Raw genomic sequence first — 20,440 nt, forward strand, 5'->3', positions numbered from 1 at the left:
CGAACTAATATCAGGTTTTTAGATAATCTTCGGCTATTTTCCTTCTACTCCCTCCGCGGTACGGGATGGACGGCGCCTTGCAGAAGGCCTGCGGGCCTGGTGTTTCTTTTTCAGGTAAGGCACTGCTGTATTCACGTAGACCAGGCAAACCATCAGGGAGACAGACAGATAAGCCAGCACCCACAGATTGGAGGCCAGGAGGGCCACGGCTAGAAATGCAAAAACTAGTGTGGTAAGTACCGGTATCAGATACCCGTAGGGAATCAGATAGGGGCGTGGCTCTTCCGGCATGCGGCGGCGCAGGCTGATTACCGCCAGACCTACCAGCGCATAGACGATGGATGTCACGGCTGCCGCCAGATTAACCAGCGCCATGTAGCGGTTGGTAGCCAGGGTCACCGCAGATACAGTCAGTCCGATAGCAAAAAGGGCCAAGATAGACACCCAGGGGGTAAAATAGCGCGTGCTGACCCGGCTGAAAATAGCCGGCAGGACATGTTCCCTGGCGGAGGAATACATAAAGCGGGAAACGCTGATGATACCGGCGTTAAACGTTTTCAAGGAGGTTGCCAGGATGACAACGATCATCAAGGAAGCGCCAAAGTCCCCCAGAATGGTCCGGGCAAATAACAGTTGGGGAGCAGGAGCGGCGAGCAGCGCCTCTTTGGGTACAACAGCGGTCATGGCCACTGTAAATATGGCGTAAACTACACTTAATACCCCCAGCGCAATCATCATGCCCCTGGAAATCTGCTTGACCTGGGTGACTTCTTCGACCAGCGGCGTTACCCATTCGAAACCCACGAAGAGGAACACACCCACCGCAACGGCTTGCACTACCCCCACAGCGCCACCAGGCGACAAGGGAGCTTCTAATTGAAAGCCAGTCTTATACAAGGCAAAGACGCCGATAAAAACCAGGACGGCGAGCAGACTGTAAGTCACCACATCCTGGAATACACCTGCAAGCTTAATTCCCCTAAGGTTCATTGCGGTGACCAGCGAAAGCATCACGACAATCCAGGCATAGGGCGGTATGGCAGGAAAAGCTTCATTCAATACTCTGGACAGGATATAGCTTTCCACCCCTACGACCCCGAGCACCACGATGAGCATATAAACCAATGATACAGCAATCGAGACCTGATCGTTGAAGGCGCGGCTAAAATACAGGCGTATGCCGGCTGCTGTAGGCAAAATTCCGTTCAACTCGGAAAAACAGGCTGCCGCCAGAAAACAGAGCGCCCCGCCAATCAAAATGGCAATCCAGGCAGTATCTCCCAAAACATAATTTGCTACCATTGTGGCCGCTACAAAAGACGAACTGGCCAAGCACAGGCCAGCACTGGTAGCGACTATGGTGCGCAGCGTCAGCACCCTTTTTAACTGCAAACTATTCACCCCAGATCATCAGGGAGATGAAATCAAGCCTGACAATATCGTCTTCGGAGCCCATGATACGCAGGGTACCGTTGTTATAAGGTTCGGTTGGCGTAATATCCCCATAAAACATATCAGCCAGCGTTTCACTGTCGGAAATGACCGTGAGGTCAGGCGGGTCAGATGCGCCTTCCCGTATCGAAACAACTCCGTCCTGCACGGTTAATGTGTGCAAGGATTCAATATCGTTGGCCTTGACCACGACCACGCGGTTCCAGTCCCGGTTCATTACTTTCAATCGCTCGTTTTTATTATAACTGTCCGTAAAAGCCTTGAGGCTTTCCGTTAATTCATCATGCGTAGCCATATTCACAAACCTCCTTCGCTCTGGGCAACAAGCAGCCACACCCCTAAATTTTACAACCTCAATATGCGGGGCTTGAAATTCAGCCTGTGCAGCAGGTTAAGGTATTCTTGCGGGGTGATTTCTTCCCAGGGTTTACCCAGTACAGCCAACAAGGCCGCTTCCATGACATTGGTCCCGAAGGACCTGCCTCCATACTCCGGGGTAGTGGTCACCAGGGCGCCCGCCCCCTTTGATTTCAGGAAGTCGATATCGTCCCGCGTGGTGGTATTGGTGAGAATGGTCTGCCCCTTCAGGCCCGCCGGCATGAAGCGCCGGATCAGGTGAAAATCGCCGGCGATAACTTCAGCGTCCAGGTAATAGCCGGTAAATTTTTCGACCTTGGCGTCATCCTGCGTATCCTGCTTTTTACCTGTGGGGTAAAGCATATGGAAGGGCATTTTCGTAAATTCAGGTAGAAGCCGGTTGGCAATTTCCTCAAGCTCATGCATGGTGTGGATCGGGTATGGGATGCCGGCGGCAAAAATCAGGTCGCCGAAGGTCATATCGCAGCCTATCTCAGCCATCGCCTCGGCCATGCCGAAGCGGTCCACGGAACTGACCATCAGTACTTTGGCGCCTTTCTTCAACAGGCCGGTTTCCCCGGCCAGGATGCGCACCACTTCCCTTTCCAGGGTGTTTTTGAGGCCGCTGCCGTCCACTACCGGGGTCGTTTTAACAGCTTCCATCAGCCGCAAGCCGTCCTTGACGGCGTAGCGTTTCTCTTTCACAAAAAGGTAAACGTCAATGCCGCCCAGGCCGATGGCGTCGACCTTGCCGTCGAGTTCCTGCAGCAATTCCAGGGCACGGTTAAAGTCGCCGTCCGTACCCACCCGGGCAATCTCAAAGCTCTCTCCCAAAAGTTCAGTCATAACTTTGTGGTCCCGCCTGGACGAACCCAGGCTGACGCTGACCACACGTTTCAAAATAAGACCCCCAATCACTTGCCAGGTTATTTTCTCCGCTTTTATACCTTACCATTGTATCCAATATAAGCTAAAATTACAAGTTTGCCTACCCTTTTACCTCATCTGGCAACCTATTTGATTCGTTAGTTACAAAATTGGTGCCGGGTACCAAGTTATTCACTTATTCAGTTATTGCGGAACCCATCTGCTGGTCCTTATGTATGATGCATTTCTATGGGGTCTGTGCGAATGAATTTGTACCCACATTGCTTGGGAATTACTTCGCATGCCGAACATTTGTTTTCAGGGTAGAAATTTGTCAAGGGCTCATAATTTAACTCTTGTGGTATAATTGTTGATGCTATCGATTATACCATCCCATCATGCTTTTTAATGATCAGGTCGCTAAGTAAAGCGAACAAATCAAACTCCCGTGTCTTTCATTGCGGCGACAGGATCGAACTGGCTTAGCTGGATGGAATAAACACGGCCTGTCACCGAGCAAAATATAACCGGAGGTGGTCAACTTGCCAGAAGAAAAAGATCCGAAAGAATTTAATGAAGAAGTAATAAATAAAGAGGCAACCGAAGAGGCTGCCCAGGGTTATATCAGGATTATCGAGGAAGAGGAATACGAAGAAGACCCTTTTGACTGGTTCTAAATTCGCTAAGTATTCTCTTAGACTGGCCTCGTTTCCGGTTTACCAGCGACCATACCGTACCAGCTCGGACAGCGGCTTGCGGGTTTTTGCACCCGGGGCGTCGGCCGGGTAGCCCAGTGGTGTCAGCGCTACCGGCTCCACACCATCAGGCAGCCCCAAGATTTCCTGTGTTGCAACAGGGTCAAAGGCCGCTATCCAGCAGGTACCCAACCCCTGTTCAGCCGCCGCCAGGATCAGGTGATCCATAGCGATGGCGGCGTCAACATGACCGTAATTGGCGTTGTCCTGCCTGCGGGTCCAGGCCTGCGAGCGCAAGGCACAGACACAAATCACCAGGGGCGCCTGGGTGAAAAAGGGCCTTGTGTAAATCCGCTCCAATTCCTTCTTGCGACCGGCGGTTTCGAAAATAATAAACTGGAAGGGCTGGCGGTTGGCTGCAGTAGGAGCCAACCGCGCCGCTTCGAGTACGTACTCCAGTTTTTCCTTCTCTACCGGCTCCGGCTTGTAGGCCCGCACGCTGTACCTATTTTTCATGAGGTCAAGTAATGTCACAAAACTTCTCTCCTTTTCATTTTTTCCTTAATAATCTGGGTCGAATTATGTAACCCCCTTTCATTCCTCACCGCTTTGAACGACTAATATAACCCGAAATGCATTAGTTTTTACATAATCCGTTATCCCGGTTATTCCCTTCCCCGGGTGTCAGCAGATCAGGGGCGTTGATCTGGCGGGTTGTCTTATCAATTACCTCCAGGGTGTCAATTTCAGCCCCGGTGGAAGCCCCCAGTTCTTTAAATTTACGGGCAGTAACCAGCACTCTTCCTTCCATGGAGCCCACCGCTTTGTTATATGCCTCTACTGAGCGGTCCAGGCCTTTTTTCAGGTCGGTGAAATGCCCGGCCAGGTTCCGGACGCGTTCGTACAACACCTTTCCCAGGTCACTGATAGCCTGGGCATTTTCAGCGATAAGCTCCTGTCGCCAGCCATAGGCTACAGCCCTTAATAAGGCAATCAGCGTGGTTGGAGTGGCTAAAATTACCCGCTGCTCCACACCAAACTCAATCAAAGAGGGGTCCTGTTCAAGTGCCGCGCTAAAAAACGTTTCGCCGGGTAAAAACAAAACTGCAAACTCTGGAGTCGGAGTAAACTGCTCCCAGTAGGCTTTACCGGCAAGCTGCGTCAGGTGGACCCTGATCTGCCTGGCATGGTCTTTCAGCTTGGCCACCCTGGCAGCATCGTCCTGACAATCCAGCGCCTCCAGGTAGGCCTGCAACGGGGCCTTGGAATCAACCACTATGTTTTTGCTGTTGGGCAGCTTGATTAACATATCCGGGCGCAGGCGGCCGTGTTCAGTAGTCGAGGATTCCTGCTGAACAAAATCGCAATATTCCACCATGCCGGCCATCTCAACCACCCGTTTGAGCTGTATTTCACCCCAGCGGCCCCTTACGTTAGGCGCCCGCAAGGCTTTAACCAGATTGGCGGTCTCAGCCTGGAGCTGGACCTGTGTGCCGGCCAGCGACCTGACCTGTTCAGTCAGCGTGGCGTAAGCATTTTCCCGGGACTTTTCAATTTCCTGGATTTTGCCGTCCACCTTTTCAAGAGACTCCTTTAATGGCTTTACCAGGTCATCAACGGCCTTCTGCCTGGCTTCCAAATCACTTTTCGCATTATCCTGGTATTTCTCCAGGGTTGTCCTGGCCAGTTCCAAAAAAGACTGGTTGTTACTTTTTAAAGCATCGCTTGACAGCGCTTTAAAGGCGTCGGATAATTTTTGCCGGGCCTCGTCCAGGATGGCTAACTTTTCCTCCGCAGACTTACGCTCCTCCGCAAGCTGTGTGGAAAGCCTGGTAACGGCCCTGGTTTCTTGCAGATAGGTGTTTTTTTGCTTCTCCACTTCACCTTTTAATTCATTGATTTGCAGTTCTCTGGACTGGAGCCTTTCCAGTAATATTTCCTGCTCAGTCCCCGCCTCAGCCTTGGCTTTGTTATAAGCTGCCGTGATTTTGAGACGCAGGCTCAACCAGACCACAATACCCCCGACCGCAATACCTGCCAGAAACAAATATACTTCCGTTTTTCTCCCCCCGATGCAAAGATTATTTTACTTACCATTGCTGTTGCTCTGCCACACAATACCATTTTCTCGCCTATATAATAATGTTAATTGTGGTCCGCCGACAAGCATTAATATCCAAAAACAAAAGACGACTGCTTGGGGTATGTTGACGTGTATTTAAATGTGCAAGTATGTAATGAGACATTAACGAATAAATAACAAATTTCGTTATCCCTTGATTATCAATAATGATTGATTGATCAATAAAGTTGCTATAAGAATTAACATCTGTGTTATTTTCATGCAATATAACGGTCCTTGTGAAATATTTCTCAATATGCAAAAAATTTGATGAAATTAAAGGATATTACTTTCCTTATAAAGAACTTTACACAAAGAACTTTATTATGTTTAAAGACAGGGAATAAGGTTTACTATAAATAAGTAAATTATTTTTGGGAGTGGGCTTATGGGAGCTTTCGATAAAGCCACAGTGGCTGAACTGCTTGACCGAACATCAATGCACTACCCTGATAATGACGCTCTTATTTACACCGACCGTGGCTTGAAGTATTCCTACAAAGAGTTTCGGGAGCTCTGCAACCAATTTGCCAAAGGGCTGTTAAAACTGGGGATAAAGAAGGGCGAACATATTGCCGTTTGGGCTACCAACGTGCCCGAATGGGTAATTACCCAGTTTGGCAGCGCCAGGATTGGAGCAGTGCTTGTGGCAGTTAATTATGGCTTTGAATTATTAGAGTTGGAGTATCAGCTAAAGCAGTCGGATGCAACAACCTTGATTATGATCGAAGGTTCGAAAAACTCTCATTTCAGGAGTATTATCAATGAACTATGCCCTGAATTAAGCGAATGTAAACCAGGCGAGCTGGTATCTGAGAGACTGCCTCTTTTGAAGAATGTAATCATGATCGGTAACAATAAATATCCCGGGATGTTTTCCTGGGATGATGTGCTCAAAGCGGGTGAAGATGTTTCAGATGAGGAACTGGAAGACAGGAGCGCTACCCTGGACCCGGACGATGCAGTCGTGATGGTCTTTACTTCCGGTACTACCAGTCGTCCCAAAAGGGTCATGCTGACCCATCATGCCATTATTGAGAATGCCAGGGCACAAGCTGAATGTTTAAATCTCGGTCCGTCTGACCGGATGTGTATAGCAGTGCCATTCTTCCATTGCAAGGGCGCCGTGTCCAGCAACTTGTGCTGTGTTGTTACGGGGGCAGTGATGGTCCCTGTTGAAATATTTGACGCGGCGCAAGTGCTGAAAACAGTTGAAAAAGAGCGTTGTACGGTACTGCACGGGGTACCGACCATGTTTATTCTGGAACTGGAGGAGATGGAAAAGGGTAAGTACGATGTGTCTTCCCTGCGGACCGGGATGGTTGCCGGCGATGGATGTTCCCCTGATGTTATAAAAAAAATAGCTAAAGTAATGAATATGCCAGAGGTCATTACCGCTTACGGGCAGTCCGAAGCATCACCATGTATAACCAGCACCAGGACATCCGATCCGATAGAAATAAGGGCTACCACCGTGGGACAGGCGCTGCCCGGAGTAGAAGTGAAAATCGTTGATCCCAAAACAGGAGAAGAAGTACCACGGGGAGCGCATGGTGAAATTTGGGCTCGTGGCTACAATATTACCAAAGGGTACTATAAAATGCCCGAAGCCACTGCGTCTAAAATTGACAGTAACGGTTGGGTGCATACCAGGGACCTTGGGGTCATGGATGAAAAAGGGTATTGCAAGATTATCTGCCGGTTAAAAGATATTATTATTTGCGGCGGTGAAACTATATTGCCCAAAGAGGTGGAGGAATTCCTGCGTATTCACCCTTTGATCAAGGATGTTCAAATCGTTGGCGTTCCCAGCGAAAAATTTGGCGAGGAAGTGATGGCCTTTATTCGGGTTCATGAAGGATACGCGCTCACGCCTGAATCGGTTCAGAATTTCTGCAAAGGCCAAATCGCCAGCTGGAAAATTCCAAAATATGTGGTTTTTGTGGAAGACTATCCTTATACAACCAGCGGTAAGGTGCACAAGCTTAAACTACGTGAGATGGCGGCAGAGATGATGAAGTCATAAAAATGCAAAAAGATAAGGAAATGATATAAAAGCCTCACCCGTAACTTAGGTGAGGAGTTCTAAGATAATTATTCATAATCGAAAACTGGCAAAATGCTTTGAAGCAATAAACCTCCTCCTATTGCTATCAATAAACTAACTAGAGTACCAATTAAATAGTATTCTGCAAAATCTTTGTTTTTGAGCTCGTTAAACCTGGCGATGGATTTTGCAGTAAGAACAAAAGCTACTGCTGAATAGGATCCATAGAGAACTAATGTTAAAATTATTGTTCTTTCAAATATTCCGATATATTTTCCAATATGATTGGAAGGTTTGATTATTAAACAACCATCTATAACACCTTGATTTTTCTTTGGAAATATCCAGTCAATTACCATCCTAGTTAAAATAGCGCCACCAAGTGTTATATATAAATATGCAATGACAGTAATTAGGCACTTATTAATAGGGAATATTCTTAGCAGATATTCTTTTTGATTAATGCCTATCTCCAAGGGAAACAGCCAAGAATAAAAACCCAAAATATTTGGCTCAATATTAAAATCAAATAATTCAATAAATAAAATCACCATATATAAATGGATAATTTGGTCAACAATAAATATAACCGGACTAAACCATAACTCCTTTTTCTTAACTTTAGAATATAAATAGTTTTTTGAAAAATCGATTAGTAAGTGAAACAAAGTAATTAGCAATGAAAGATATAATGCTAGCTTTAGGCCATAAAAGTGAACGGCAAAAAAAGAACAAATAAATAAAGCTATCCCGTGTTTTATAAATCCTTTCCATAGTAACTGACTTTTTTCTTCAACAATACGATCGGTTTGAAATAAAAAATCAGCCAGAACATGTGCTAAGAATAACATGTATAAAAAAGTCATAAAACCACCAGACCTTTCGCCTTGTAGACGGTGAAACCATTAATTTATCCCGTTGAAGGGTGAAATTTTTCTAGATAGGCTTGCGCCTTCGATAATGTTTTTTCAGCATGTTTTAGCTGTTTCCACTGAGCTGCCCTGCAACGTTTTTCCACATTCTGCATAGAAATACCTAGAGCCTTCGAGGCTTCTTCATAAGTACCACTCTGTTCATATTCATTCACAGCTTCCCATTGTTTTACAGTCCATTTCTTTTGAACTGCATCAATTAATAGCCATATACAATTAATAAAAGCATCAAATTCGTTAGTTCCAGTTTTCGTGATGGTTAAGGCGCCTTTGATTTTTTCAACGTCTTCGAGGGCTGCCCTAGCCAGGTAGAAAGCATTACCATTCATTTTCCAGGAATCGTCCCGAATTAGTTCCTCTTCTATAAATCCAATGCCTATTCCAACTCTTATCTGAAGTGGGCGACAAAAATATCTGAGGTATCTTATTATCTCAGGATATTTCAACCATCCCTCTATGACGCCTTGAATTTCATCACCTCTGGATACAGAGAAGGGGGTGATTATTGAAGGCAGCTTTAAAAATTTCAAGCGTTCAATCGTGGCATCTAAAAACTCTGTATTTTTCTTCGAATTAATTATATCTGCTGTAACTACTGTAATTCTTTTCATGTTATTCACCCCCCCTGAGGTGACAAAGTTGATATCACCCATTATTAGGTGATATTTTCGCTAGCGTGTAATAATTTTCCTCCATGACCCAAAAAAATCTCAAAAAACTTAACCCAATTCCCAACATCTGTTTAATACCCCTGGACTGCTCCAGTACCACCTCAAGATTATCCTCTCGCAAAATATACTTTCTTAATAATTCCAGTTTTCATGCTTTACCGGATTAAATGCTCCTTAATAATCTTACTTCTGACATTATTTTCAATGGTTTCGGCAACTACTTCTTTACTCCCTTTAATAGATAAGAAACTATTTGGTCAGTAACTTCATCCAGAGTTTCCGGTAAATCTGAGTCGTCACTTTTTATTATATCTGTCATAATGCTACCCCCTGGTTCTTATTCTACCGAAACCTTACTTTTTAATTCTTACCCACTGCCTTATGTTTAACGGCGGGGCACGATGCGGTACATAATCTCATTAACAACGCGGAGGTTGCCACAGATTTTCGGAAATTATAGGGCTGGCTATTAATCAAAGGCCGATCCCACAGAAAAGAAAGTACTCAACGGCGGGAAAGTTATACTCTACTTATAAGCCTCCCGGTATCTTTTAAAAAATATTTCACTACGCCGGAAGCATTTTTTAATTCTACGGGTAAAGGCTCAGAAGGCTCGTCGCTAGTGTTTATATTGTTATCTTGGTTATAGTTACTAAAAAACCGGAGGCGTGTATGAACGCTTCCGGTTAAATTTTAATAGCTTTTTAATTGCAACAAATGAAACACGTTGACGAATTAAAGGTTAGATATGAACTTCTTCTCTATCTTTAAAAGCATTGAAAAGGATACTAATATCGTGTTACTTTGAAAATAACCCATTAATTAATCTGTCTCCCTTGGGCAGTTCTGGAGTCAATTACCTGATGTAACAATATCGGATAAGTAGCTTCATCTATTAGTGCTTGATGAGCGTTGATATATTGCTCCTTGCCTTTATTATCTTTATATTTTACATCTACGCATAAAAGCATAACCCGAGTCCCGAGACCATTTAACTTTCTAACTAAAGGTACAAAATCGTGAAGTTCAGGTTGCCGCCTATACTGCCTCTTCCAGATTAATAATAAGTGAAACCACCCGTTTTTATAATAACCTGTCCTGAGGTAAGATCGGTTAACCTTTTTGATAGGGCTTCTAAACCTTCTGGCCGTAACAAGACTTTCAATATCACTTTCTCGCCATATTCCATAGTAAAGTTTTTCCCTCCAGCCTTTTCAACCTCCCGTTTCACCACACCCACCCAATGGTAATCCAAAGCTATGTTGAGCTCATGGTACAATAATCTTTCCACTTTACCTGCTGCCTCAATGCCCTTCACTGCCGCCTCTGAATATGCCCGCACCAAACCACCAGCGCCAAGCATGATCCCGCCAAAGTATCTGGCTACGACAATTACGGCTTTTACTAAACCCTTACGGCTAATTACATCCAATACCGGCCTGCCTGCCGTGCCGCTGGGTTCACCGTCATCACTGAAACGCTGTGTTTGTTCATTTATCACGTATGCAAAAACATTATGATTGGCCTGGCCGTGCGCCTTCTTAATTTTGCCGATAAAATGAAGCGCCTCTTCCTCGTCATCTACTGGAGAAGCTGATGCTATAAAACGTGATTTTTTAACAATGATCTCTGCCGTATTAGGATTTCTTAAAGTTTTATACCTGTCATCTTTCATAATTTAGCTTCCTGATCAGTATGTTGACTTGCTTGCAACAGCTTTTTGCCTTCCCTTGCCAACCACCTGATTTCCATTGCTACCACGGAAATGTCGATCAAACCGTGTATGTAATAGCTGCCGGTCAGTCTTGGCTGCCATTCTTCAATTGCATCTTTATATTTTTCCCAAAGCTCCTCACTGATTTCTTCCTGCTCTGCAGAAATTTTATCACAAATTAAGCCACGCAGCTTTGCATTCACCCTTTCTATTGTCACAAGTATAATATTAACATGTCCAAGCCCTTCAAAGGAACTGTTTTACAGAATAATCACCCCATCTTACAAAAAAAGAGACCTAAAGCAACCTGCTTTAAGCCTCTTTTTGTTATAATTCATGCCGGTAATTACTCTGTCACTATTGCTCTTTTTCCATCGGCATACTTAAATCCCCGCCCCACTCATAGATGGAGGCTTCATAGTTTCTTACTTTCTCAAAGCCAACGGCCCTGAGGATCATGGATGCATATCCAGATCTGATGCCCATAGTTCAGTAAACTATAAAATCATCAGCGGGCTTTACATTATAGGAAGCCATGAGAGTTTTGATCTCTTCAGGGGTCTTTATGGTACCGTCCTTGTTCAATAATTCCTGCCACAGCAGGTTTACAGCGCCTTTGATGTGGCCTCCCCGCGGCTCCCCTGCATTCTGTGAGCCTTTAAATTCCCCTTCTGTCCTGACATCAACCAACACTTGCTTGTCCAAATTGTTAAAGACATAATCCTTTGTCGCAATAAAGCTCTGATCATAATTTTTTAAGACTACACCGGTAACAGGCTTGGGCTGTGCCGCTTCTTTAGTCACCTCATAGCCCATTTCCTTCCAGTAGGATAAGCCCCCAACCAGCATCTTTACATTATCCATCCCGGCCAGCTTTAACTGCCAGACGGCTCTGCCGTCAGCGCCCGGCCCCTTAAAGACATCCGAGTAAAACACAACTGTCTTTTTGTTATCAATGCCAAGGGATTCCAGCTTCTTTTGCAAATCCTCCTTGTTTTTTACGGTTCCCCAACCCGGATCACCTATTTTACCGGATGTGTCCGAAAAAGCGTTAATCCCGATACCGATGGCGCCGGGAATATGTCCTGCTGCATAGACATCCGGTTTGTTGCAGTCCAGGAGAACCAGCTCTTCACTTCCTAGCATTGCTTGCAACTTTTGAGGAGTCATAAGAAAATCATTGTTCTGATAAACCGAGATGTCAAACTCCTTTTGATCTTGCTTGTCTACAGGCGCCGGCTGTTTTCCGCAGCCACTGGCTCCCAAAACGAGCCCCATGGCAATAAGTGCAACCAACAACTGCTTGTACTTAAATTTCTTCCACAAAAGCCTTTCCCTCCTTAATTTTTTTATCTTTCCAGACATTCTTTATCAGTACAATCAACGCGCTCAGGGCAAAGAGTATCAAGAGGCCAAAAACCATAGTCCTGACTCCACCTGTAAGCATGCCCCCGACATAGGAGTAAACAATTGTCGCCGGCAATTGACCGATTCCGGTAGCGATAAAAAACGGCCAAAAACCCATAGAAGTCAAACCGGCAGCATAACTAACTATATCAAAAGAGATAAACGGTAAGAGCCGGGCAATAAGAATGGCATATTTTCCGTAATGCTTGAAAAAATCATCTATGCTCTTAAGCGCTTTGTTGGAAGTGAATTTTACTACCGTATCCCTTCCCAGGTACCTGGCAATAAAAAAACATATTACTGCTCCGGCCATCGCGCTTGACCACGAAAGAATCGCTCCATTAACCCACCCGAAGATACCGGCATTCGCAAAAGTAATAATGAACGCCGGCAGGGGCGCCGCGATGGACTGAAGGACCATCAAGAGAAAAGAGGTAATTGGCGCCCAGACGCCAAAACCCAAAATATAGTCGCGGGCCAGAGCCACATCAACATTGCTTAAAACAAAGATCGCCTGGTTGACGTTAACCCTGATGAAGGGGACAAAATAATATAAGCAGCCAAGAATAACCAACAACGATAATTTCCCTAGATATCCGCGAAATATGTTTTTCATATACAATCACCTCCTTACTCCGATTCAAGCCTTGTATTATTTAGTAATGAAGAACTTGGACGGACCGTTTAAAACCTGCCAGCCGGCATCCACGAGGATTTCTCTGCATTTTCCCACATCATAACCACGGCTCTTCTCCGTATTGTCAACTACATCACGCGGGTTGCTGCCTGCTTCAGCCCAGAGAAGATTGGCCCCTGCCACCGCCCCCATCACGTTAGGTTCATGGGTACAGTTACCTGGTATCTCTCTTGGTGTCGCCATGCGAACTGCCGCCACAATATGCGCCATACGCGTCTCACCTAACATACCGTGCGCGCTTAAGCTTGTTCCCGGGATAGTAACACGACGCATTGCCCCGCTGAATCCGGGCTTTGCTTCCCTGGCTACGATCATTTTCTCCACTATTTCCTCATGGCTGTGTTCAGGTCCGATGGGTTCCACACACGATCCCAAAATAAGACCTGCTTTGCCGGCGGCTTCGAAGGTCTGGAGCCTGTCTTTGAGGTCAATGCGGGTAACCTTTCCTTCACCCAGGCGGGCTGCATGATAAACCCCGGTAAAGCCCGCTTTGCGCAAAGCAGCTGCCTCATCATATGAGAAATCGGCAATATTGGCGATTAACGGCACACCTGTCCGCAGTTCCCGTTGGACTACTTGCCCCATCTCCAGGAAACTTTGGAAGTTCAAATGTGCTGTGGCCATGAGGTAGATGGCATTAGCGCCCGCTTCTTCCAGGTCGAGAGCCTGTTGAAGAATGAATTCCAAAGACTCTATCCGCTGGGCATTAAAAATTTTATTGCCGGCTGCAAAGGAACAAAAAGCGCAATTACAGCTGCAGGGCCCGCTGTTCACCCCTACCTGGCCATGTATTTCCGCCTTGCCCGCACAGGCCTCCTCGCTCATCTGACGGGCTTTGTACGCAAGGTAAAAGGACTCTTCCGAACATATGTCAAGCTCTAATAGTTCCCTGATTTCCTGGCTCTCCAGGAGGGCACCGTTATACGACTTATCAATAATTTCTTTAACCCTCTTATTCATTACGCCACCCTTTTTCGTAAAAGTCTCAAGAGATACACTGCCTATCCACGCCCATTCCCCTGTTAGCCAGCCATAAAATGCCCCCATAAAGGCTGCAGAAGCTTACCAGTGCCGCAAAAAGAAGGGATGCCCCCAGAGCCACGCTCCCTGCCACCCCATAGGAGTCCAGCAGCAACACGTAGGCGCCTTCGCGTATCCCATACCCGTTAATCCCGATAGGGACCATGGCTATTGCTGAAATCGCAGGTGTTATATAAACCAGGTCCCACCAGCTTAATAAGTCAATATGAAGGCCTCTAAAAACAGCATAGTTTACAGCTACCACTGTAAGCTGGAACAACACTGACAGGCACAATACCGTGATAATCATCTTTTTCTGGCCGCGTAAAGCATGGCCATGTGAGAGAAATCCACGCGCAAAGCCGCTTAAATTGCCACCTCTTCCAGCGGCCCAGGCGGGAATTCGCCCCATCATTAAAAAGAATAATAATCCTGCCGCCACAATTATGAGCATCATAAAAAGCCAACCCACATGCCAGTTGGAGTCCGTTATTGGGAACACAACCAAACCGGTCAGGGCTAGACCCACGGTAGCCAGTAAGCGCTCGATTATAACGGAAGAAGCCGCGCCTGCAATATTGGAAATGTTACGGCCGGTCAAAAGAATTCTGATCCCGTCGCCACCGATACTGGAGGGAAGAAAGTTGTTGAAGAAAATCCCGATCCAGTATACTTTCCACAGTTGAAACCAGGGCAGATTGATGCCCTCCGCCCTTAATATCCGTGACCATTTTTCGACACTTACAACCATTGAGATAACAATGAATACCCCGGCTAAGAGAAGCCAACCAGGCTCTGCAGTCAGGAAAACGTCCCGCACAGCAATCCAATCAAAACTGTAAATTAACCAGCTCAATAACAAACCAGATACAACGATCTTTATAAGAAGAATTAAACTTTTCTTCGACACGGCATAATCACTTCATTTATATAATATATAAATAATTTAAATAATCACCTGAGAACATATAAAGTATAGCAATTTAGTATTCTTAAATCCAATAGAACTTATTAATTAGTCTCTATTATCCATATAATGAATCTTTATTACATATTTACTGAACGCATGTTTAAATCCACAAAACAAAACTAAATGAAAACGTCTTTATATTAAGTATTTCAGCTATCTTGCTTTTGTTGCAAGCCTGAATGCCAAATAATAATCCACGCCTGACCAAAGCGTAAAAACCATTGCAAATGTCAAGGCAACATAAGCAAAGGGAAAATTTATCAAATAAAAAGGAAAATTATCCAAGAGAAAGGCGCTAATAGCTATAATTTGCGCTACTGTCTTGATTTTCCCAAGACAACTGGCCGCAATGACGATCCCTTGCGCTGCTGCGACAGCTCTTAATCCGGTAACGGCAATTTCCCTGCTGACAATAATAATAGCTATCCACCCGGGTATCCTCCCTATCTCCACCAGGATAATAAGAGCCGCGGTAACAAGGATTTTATCGACAACAGGGTCTAAAAATTGGCCCAGTAAAGTTGTTTGATTCTTTTTTCTCGCGAGGTACCCGTCTAGACTATCGGTTATTGCAGCAATTATAAAAATGCCGGCAGCAATATAATCAGCGTAATGGCATTTCATTGAGGCAACCAGCAAGAATACCGGAATAATTATTAATCTGGCGACAGTCAGGCTATTAGGCAAATTCACAATCCAATCTCCCGTTGAATGTTATTCAATAGTCCCTGAATAAATAGAATTGTTCAATGCCCTTCATATAATAAGTGTTCGTATTTCGATAGATTTTAGAAACCGGATGGTCCTTGCCGGAATTAACTCAATATCTATTTTTTTATTTTCATACTGTCTCATCAAAGCCAGGAGGTCACCCGGGCGGTCAATATCCATCAAGCATTCCAGAAGTCCATAGGACAATTTGTTCTCTTCACATATTTTTAGAGTTTCTTCCAATACTCTTTCCGAACCCCAGCTGATACCGTCAAAAACCCTGCCCTGAAAGTTTCGCATTCCAATAAGGCAATAACCGCCGTCGAGCGCCGGTCCAAAAACTAAATCGCTATGCTCCAGCAAATAAAGAGCTTTTTGTAAATAAGAAGGCGGCAAGTCCGGTACATCCGTCCCGATAAAAATGACAGGGGCGTGACCGGTTAAAAACAATCTTTCAGCTATGTCATGCATACGCTGTCCCAGGTTTCCACCGGACTGGGGCATGACCCGCCCGCCAAATTCCAGCTTTTTAGCCAACTTGTTGAGATCGCCGGAAGGAGTTACAGCCAGATAGCGCTCAAATTCTGTCAGTCTACTTACTTTATCCAATGTATCTTCCAGAAAAGCCCACTGCAGGGCTTCCCGCTGAGCGGGTGACAGCACCGCGCCCAGGCGGCTCTTACCTTCTTTGGAAGGCGCCCTGGACATGATTGCCAGCGCCGGTTTAAGCATTTTTCACCATTCTCTCGCCAGTATTTTGAAGGATTAGTAAAGGATATAAAGAACTTAAATTTTTATGATTAAGACAAAGCATCCTTTAATAAGCGTAATCATTCCAACTTATAATGAGTCCGCAACCATTGAGGGAACCCTTGAACACCTGCGCCCCTGGAGCAACCTGATAGAGGTCATTATTGCGGACGCGAGCACTGACGGAACAGCCAATTTGGTCGGCCGGGATTTTTTACTTATCCAGGCTCCCCGGGGCAGGGCAAGTCAGATGAATGCCGGCGCTCAGCTGGCCGGCGGAGAGGTACTTCTTTTCCTGCACAGCGACACCCGCCTGCCAAATGACTTCATCCAACAACTTGAGCTGGCATTGTCCGACAGCAGAGTCGTCGGGGGCGCCTTTAAAATGAAAATAGATCACCCGGGGTTGTTTTTCTACCTGACCACCCTCGGTTCAAATCTGAGGGCCGCTGTCACGGGCGTATATTTCGGCGATCAGACTATCTTCGTGCGGCGGGATTGTTTCCGGCAAATCGGCGGCTTCCCGCTTATTGATTTATTGGAAGATTGGGAGTTCTCCTTGAGCATGAAAAAGATCGGGAAAACCGTGCTTCTTCCCGGTCCCGTCAAAACTTCGGCCAGGCGCTGGCTAATCCACGGCAAGTGGAGGACCACATGGCTGATGCATAAAATTAAGGTCCTTTATCTTCTAGGAACCAGCCCGGCAGACCTAAAGAGGCTGTACTCAGACAGGCGTTGACTTTTTTATCTTTGCGGCTAAAACTAATTCCATAGTCATAGCGGCTGTTGTACCGGTTATTTCCTTGCACCGGGCATTTTTTAAAGGAGATAACTTTTTCCTGAGCCCGCTGCAGCAGGCCTGGCCAAATTCATTGACAAACCGCTGATGCAGTTTTGCCGCAGTTTCTGATATCTCCTTATCAAAACCCTTGGTATCGGGATTTGCAAGCAGCAGACTGATAGCCATAACGCCTCCTGTTAAAGCGCCGCAGGCGCAACCGGCGCTTATGCCGTGACCAAAACCTGCAGCCAGTTGTATTATGCCGTCGGTTTGCCCTTTAAGCATTTCCACGTTGCTCAACGCCACTGCCTGTGCGCAATTATAGCCCTGGTTAAAATACATCATCGCTTTGCTGCGTACGTCCTCGCAAACATCCTGATATGCGTCACTCACTAGTATCCTCAACTACTTCCCAAGACGAATAGAATCACCCTTAAAACCATTCTTCATTCTAACATGAGTATTTATCATTAATCCAATAACAAATAATTATATAAAAGAACGGCAAGATAATGTTTTTCAATAGTTCCCCATCGTTTTCTTGACACTGTAACGCAAGCACGCTCACTCCAGATCGCTCTTGGCGGGAAATCCAAACCGTAGTTGCATACGAAAAAAGCCTTGCTTAGCAAGGCTTTCGCGTTTTTACATGTACGCTGGCATCTAACGTACATTGTTAACCAGAATTAACAACCTACTTAAATCGTTTATGCTTTTGTTAAAACATCTCTATTCCTAAACCCAAACAATCCGAGCCCTGTCAGTATAGCTGAAAGGCCAAGCAGCCAGAACAACGGAAGCAGCGGCAGATTTGAAATATTAATGGTATAGTGAGCATAAGAGAAGGGAGAAACACGCATCAGTGACCAATCAATGATCTGCGCTTCCCAGGCAAGCTCCAATATACTAAACGATAACCAAACCACCCATCCCAGTGCTGTTATGCGAGGCCATAAGCCATACAATAAAGATGTTACACCCAACAGTATCCATACGGGTGGGATTTTTGAAACGCTCATGCTAAAAATATGCCAAAATTCATGGCTTAGATCGCCGGTTGCAAGTCCATAAACCAGCCCCCCGGCAATGCCCATGGCTACCAGCAAGGCAGCAGAACATAAAGAGGCTACAGTTAAATGGCTGCTCATCCAGCGAACCCGACTGACCTGCTTATCCAGCAGCATCTCTGCTCGGCCTTCATTCATTATAAAACTTTTAGTATGATTAAGCTGGGGTGAAAATACATGAACGGATATGAACGTAGGACAGAGTTAAAAAAAGATAAAATACGCACTGCCGCTTTAGAGCTTTTTTGTGCGTACGGTACAGATAAAACCAGTATAAATGAAATCGCTCAAAAGGCAGGAGTTGCACCGGCCAGTATCTATAATTATTTCGGTAGCAAGGAAGGTCTGATGAAGGATACAACCATAAACCTCCTGGAAAGCGGCTGGCAAGCAAGAAAAGAACTATGGGAAACCGACCTGCCTTTTCCTGAATTGGTGAGGCGTGCCGTATCAATGAATTATGATTTCATTGATCACATCAATCTGGATACTCTAAGAGTATTGTTTAATACCGATCCGGAGATAAAGAAGCTCGCGGATGATTTTTATAAACACAGATATTCCTATATCGTAGGCCAATTCATCCAAAAAGGCCGCAGGGAAGGGTATATACGCAAAGATATTTCTATTGAAGCGGCTACGATTTATCTGAAAATGTATCAAGATGTATTTCAGCAGCCCGAAATACTGAAGAACAGCAACAAGGATTTGCTGAAAGAATTATGTGATTTGATGCTATATGGGCTGGCGGGACAGCCTATTACCGATCAGACGGAGTAAGCTGTATTCTGCTCCGGTAGTATTGAGATAGAAACAGGCTATACTTTTTTTCCAGAATTTCTAGACTAGAGAAGCAATATACCGAGTATTTATCTTGGCTAGGCAAGCCAAAACTAGTTAATAGAAAGTATGAATTGTTTCATTTTTATCCGATATACTGTCCGAAAAGCAAGAGAAACTCAGAAAAATCAAGGATTCCTTGCGAAACTGTGGCTTTCTTAGATTTAAAAAAGAAAAACCCCTTGTTGTATTTACAAGAGTTTCGTGATGAATGCTGGCAGTAGTGGTGATTTTGTATACTTGCTTTCCGATATCTAATCCTTTCTTTTGATCCACAATATAAATACGATTCCTATCAAGATGATCCCACCTATAATCAAAGGAAATGAGAGATTATTTCCCACCGTTGTAACATTATCCATCTGTTCTGCACCGTCAATTGTAATTGCTGATGCCGGCTCTTCAGGAGATGGTTCGGTGTCGTTTTTCGCATCTATTATCGCCAATCTTTCTTTTTCTTTTTCTTCAAACTTACCAGAATTCAAATATTCCTGAATTCTTTTTGACATATCATCGGTGTTTTTAATTTTTAAATTTTGTGTTTCAAGACTTGTTACTTCCCATACATAAAGTGGGTTATTTGCGTCAATAAAACCACAAAGGTATATTTCACCGATTTTTGGAGAGTCGGTAAATATAAATTCCGTGTGAGTAAACTCACTGCCTTTTGAAAATTCACCTTTAATATTTTGATGTTGAATTACAGTAATGCCCTCTTCGTCTACATTTTTAATCTCACCAAAATATACTTGTGAAGAATCATTGCCAAGCAGGGCTTCCGGTATATCTCCTGCATAACATACTATTGTTATAGACAATAGAACAAACGCACCCAGCATACAGAATAATAGCTTTTTCACCGTTCCTCCTTTTTCCTTAAACATAATATGGATAACAGAAGTTAATCTATCTTCTGTATGTCGTATTCAGGGATATTATACCAAAGCTTGTAGGCGTTTCATAGCGTTATCGATTAAATCGTCAAATTTGGTTTAGCTTCTCGCATGAAAAAAAGCCCCAAAATCGGAGCAAAAAAGGTCTAAACCCACCTTTAAGTTGGCCTTAAAAGCAGGTTTAGAAATTGGTGCGCCTGGCAGGAATCGAACCTGCGCTTCCGGCTCCGGAGGCCGGCGCTCTATCCCCTGAGCTACAGGCGCATATGCTTAAACCTTATTCAAGGTCACCTATATATTATATCTTATTTCAGTTTAATTGCAAGTGTCTGCTAAATGGCAGTGAACCTCCCCCGCTTGTAGAAGTGGGGGCTTCAGGGAGCTTACCGGTAAGAATTTCTGGCAGCAACCTGTTCAGGTAGCCTCATCCACAAAGGATGCTTTCCT

General features: G+C 44.9%; 22 protein-coding genes and 1 tRNA gene. 4 read left to right on the forward strand and 19 right to left on the reverse strand.

The features are described 5' to 3' along the window. Positions 1 to 33: 33 nt before the first annotated feature. Genes Psch_RS04790 through Psch_RS04800 form a run of 3 tightly spaced genes read right to left on the reverse strand, consistent with a single transcriptional unit; the run spans position 34 to position 2,709 of the window. Positions 34 to 1,392, reverse strand: a complete 1,359-nt coding sequence (locus Psch_RS04790; protein ID WP_190239316.1) for an APC family permease — start codon at positions 1,390 to 1,392, stop codon at positions 34 to 36. Position 1,393: 1 nt separating this feature from the next. Then, the gene (locus Psch_RS04795) at positions 1,394 to 1,747 is read right to left on the reverse strand and encodes an SCP2 sterol-binding domain-containing protein (RefSeq protein WP_190239317.1); all 354 of its coding nucleotides are present in this window, start codon (positions 1,745 to 1,747) and stop codon (positions 1,394 to 1,396) included. Positions 1,748 to 1,797: 50 nt separating this feature from the next. Beyond that, positions 1,798 to 2,709, reverse strand: a complete 912-nt coding sequence (locus tag Psch_RS04800; RefSeq protein ID WP_190239318.1) for a quinate 5-dehydrogenase — start codon at positions 2,707 to 2,709, stop codon at positions 1,798 to 1,800. A gap of 509 nt (positions 2,710 to 3,218) precedes the next feature. Here Psch_RS04800 and Psch_RS21365 point away from each other — a divergent pair. Further along, on the forward strand, positions 3,219 to 3,353 hold the full coding sequence (locus Psch_RS21365) for a hypothetical protein (RefSeq protein WP_282432420.1): 135 nt from the start codon (positions 3,219 to 3,221) through the stop codon (positions 3,351 to 3,353). A 39-nt stretch (positions 3,354 to 3,392) separates the two neighbouring features. Here the strand turns inward: Psch_RS21365 and Psch_RS04805 are convergent, their stop codons facing one another. Together Psch_RS04805 and Psch_RS04810 are read right to left on the reverse strand one after the other, a co-directional pair. Continuing rightward, on the reverse strand, positions 3,393 to 3,905 hold the full coding sequence (locus tag Psch_RS04805) for a nitroreductase family protein (protein ID WP_190239319.1): 513 nt from the start codon (positions 3,903 to 3,905) through the stop codon (positions 3,393 to 3,395). Between the two features lie 103 nt (positions 3,906 to 4,008). Then, positions 4,009 to 5,418 (reverse strand): DNA recombination protein RmuC, encoded by a 1,410-nt coding sequence (locus Psch_RS04810; protein ID WP_190239320.1) that lies wholly within the window; start codon positions 5,416 to 5,418, stop codon positions 4,009 to 4,011. Between the two features lie 463 nt (positions 5,419 to 5,881). Between Psch_RS04810 and Psch_RS04815 the strand changes: the two genes are divergently transcribed. Continuing rightward, the gene (locus tag Psch_RS04815) at positions 5,882 to 7,519 is read left to right on the forward strand and encodes an AMP-binding protein (RefSeq protein WP_190239321.1); all 1,638 of its coding nucleotides are present in this window, start codon (positions 5,882 to 5,884) and stop codon (positions 7,517 to 7,519) included. 68 nt (positions 7,520 to 7,587) lie between these two features. Here the strand turns inward: Psch_RS04815 and Psch_RS04820 are convergent, their stop codons facing one another. The 10 genes from Psch_RS04820 to Psch_RS04865 all read right to left on the reverse strand — a co-directional run bounded on the left by Psch_RS04820 (position 7,588) and on the right by Psch_RS04865 (position 16,394). Next, complete coding sequence (locus Psch_RS04820) at positions 7,588 to 8,406, reverse strand: DUF3307 domain-containing protein (protein WP_190239322.1); 819 nt, start codon at positions 8,404 to 8,406, stop codon at positions 7,588 to 7,590. Positions 8,407 to 8,450: 44 nt separating this feature from the next. After that, positions 8,451 to 9,083: a SatD family protein gene (locus tag Psch_RS04825; protein WP_190239323.1), complete on the reverse strand. Its 633-nt coding sequence runs from the start codon at positions 9,081 to 9,083 to the stop codon at positions 8,451 to 8,453. 1,117 nt (positions 9,084 to 10,200) lie between these two features. After that, positions 10,201 to 10,818, reverse strand: a complete 618-nt coding sequence (locus Psch_RS04830; protein ID WP_190239324.1) for a YigZ family protein — start codon at positions 10,816 to 10,818, stop codon at positions 10,201 to 10,203. Further along, positions 10,815 to 11,060, reverse strand: coding sequence for a hypothetical protein (locus tag Psch_RS04835; protein WP_190239325.1), 246 nt, complete (start codon positions 11,058 to 11,060; stop codon positions 10,815 to 10,817). Before Psch_RS04835 ends, Psch_RS04830 begins: the two co-directional genes overlap by 4 nt. Positions 11,061 to 11,346: 286 nt before the next feature. Next, the gene (locus Psch_RS04840) at positions 11,347 to 12,183 is read right to left on the reverse strand and encodes a sulfurtransferase (protein WP_190239326.1); all 837 of its coding nucleotides are present in this window, start codon (positions 12,181 to 12,183) and stop codon (positions 11,347 to 11,349) included. Next, entirely contained in the window at positions 12,167 to 12,880 is a 714-nt protein-coding gene (locus tag Psch_RS04845; RefSeq protein ID WP_190239327.1) for a TVP38/TMEM64 family protein, read from the reverse strand. Before Psch_RS04845 ends, Psch_RS04840 begins: the two co-directional genes overlap by 17 nt. A 36-nt stretch (positions 12,881 to 12,916) precedes the next feature. Continuing rightward, the gene (locus Psch_RS04850) at positions 12,917 to 13,921 is read right to left on the reverse strand and encodes a biotin synthase BioB (RefSeq protein ID WP_190239328.1); all 1,005 of its coding nucleotides are present in this window, start codon (positions 13,919 to 13,921) and stop codon (positions 12,917 to 12,919) included. Positions 13,922 to 13,946: 25 nt separating this feature from the next. Further along, positions 13,947 to 14,891 carry a lysylphosphatidylglycerol synthase transmembrane domain-containing protein gene (locus Psch_RS04855; protein WP_282432421.1) on the reverse strand — a complete coding sequence of 315 codons (945 nt, stop codon included), beginning with the start codon at positions 14,889 to 14,891 and terminating at the stop codon, positions 13,947 to 13,949. Between the two features lie 213 nt (positions 14,892 to 15,104). Next, a complete protein-coding gene (gene pgsA, locus Psch_RS04860) occupies positions 15,105 to 15,644 on the reverse strand; it encodes a CDP-diacylglycerol--glycerol-3-phosphate 3-phosphatidyltransferase (RefSeq protein WP_190239330.1) in 540 nt (179 codons plus the stop codon). 63 nt (positions 15,645 to 15,707) lie between these two features. Beyond that, entirely contained in the window at positions 15,708 to 16,394 is a 687-nt protein-coding gene (locus tag Psch_RS04865; protein WP_190239331.1) for a TIGR04282 family arsenosugar biosynthesis glycosyltransferase, read from the reverse strand. Between the two features lie 64 nt (positions 16,395 to 16,458). On the opposite strand from Psch_RS04865, the gene Psch_RS04870 reads away from it, so the two are divergent. Beyond that, positions 16,459 to 17,151, forward strand: a complete 693-nt coding sequence (locus Psch_RS04870) for a TIGR04283 family arsenosugar biosynthesis glycosyltransferase (RefSeq protein ID WP_190239332.1) — start codon at positions 16,459 to 16,461, stop codon at positions 17,149 to 17,151. Here the strand turns inward: Psch_RS04870 and Psch_RS04875 are convergent. Beyond that, the gene (locus Psch_RS04875) at positions 17,137 to 17,586 is read right to left on the reverse strand and encodes a C-GCAxxG-C-C family protein (protein WP_190239333.1); all 450 of its coding nucleotides are present in this window, start codon (positions 17,584 to 17,586) and stop codon (positions 17,137 to 17,139) included. The genes Psch_RS04870 and Psch_RS04875 overlap by 15 nt on opposite strands. 314 nt (positions 17,587 to 17,900) lie before the next feature. Beyond that, positions 17,901 to 18,377 carry a hypothetical protein gene (locus tag Psch_RS04880; protein WP_190239334.1) on the reverse strand — a complete coding sequence of 159 codons (477 nt, stop codon included), beginning with the start codon at positions 18,375 to 18,377 and terminating at the stop codon, positions 17,901 to 17,903. A 60-nt stretch (positions 18,378 to 18,437) separates the two neighbouring features. Between Psch_RS04880 and Psch_RS04885 the strand changes: the two genes are divergently transcribed. Then, the gene (locus tag Psch_RS04885; RefSeq protein ID WP_190239335.1) at positions 18,438 to 19,040 is read left to right on the forward strand and encodes a TetR/AcrR family transcriptional regulator; all 603 of its coding nucleotides are present in this window, start codon (positions 18,438 to 18,440) and stop codon (positions 19,038 to 19,040) included. A gap of 314 nt (positions 19,041 to 19,354) precedes the next feature. Here the strand turns inward: Psch_RS04885 and Psch_RS04890 are convergent, their stop codons facing one another. Together Psch_RS04890 and Psch_RS04895 are read right to left on the reverse strand one after the other, a co-directional pair. Next, complete coding sequence (locus Psch_RS04890; protein WP_190239336.1) at positions 19,355 to 19,960, reverse strand: hypothetical protein; 606 nt, start codon at positions 19,958 to 19,960, stop codon at positions 19,355 to 19,357. Positions 19,961 to 20,182: 222 nt separating this feature from the next. Continuing rightward, positions 20,183 to 20,257, reverse strand: a tRNA-Arg gene (locus Psch_RS04895). Between the last annotated feature and the right edge of the window lie 183 nt (positions 20,258 to 20,440).

It is taken from the genome of Pelotomaculum schinkii, assembly GCF_004369205.1.
GTDB lineage: Bacteria > Bacillota > Desulfotomaculia > Desulfotomaculales > Pelotomaculaceae > Pelotomaculum_C > Pelotomaculum_C schinkii.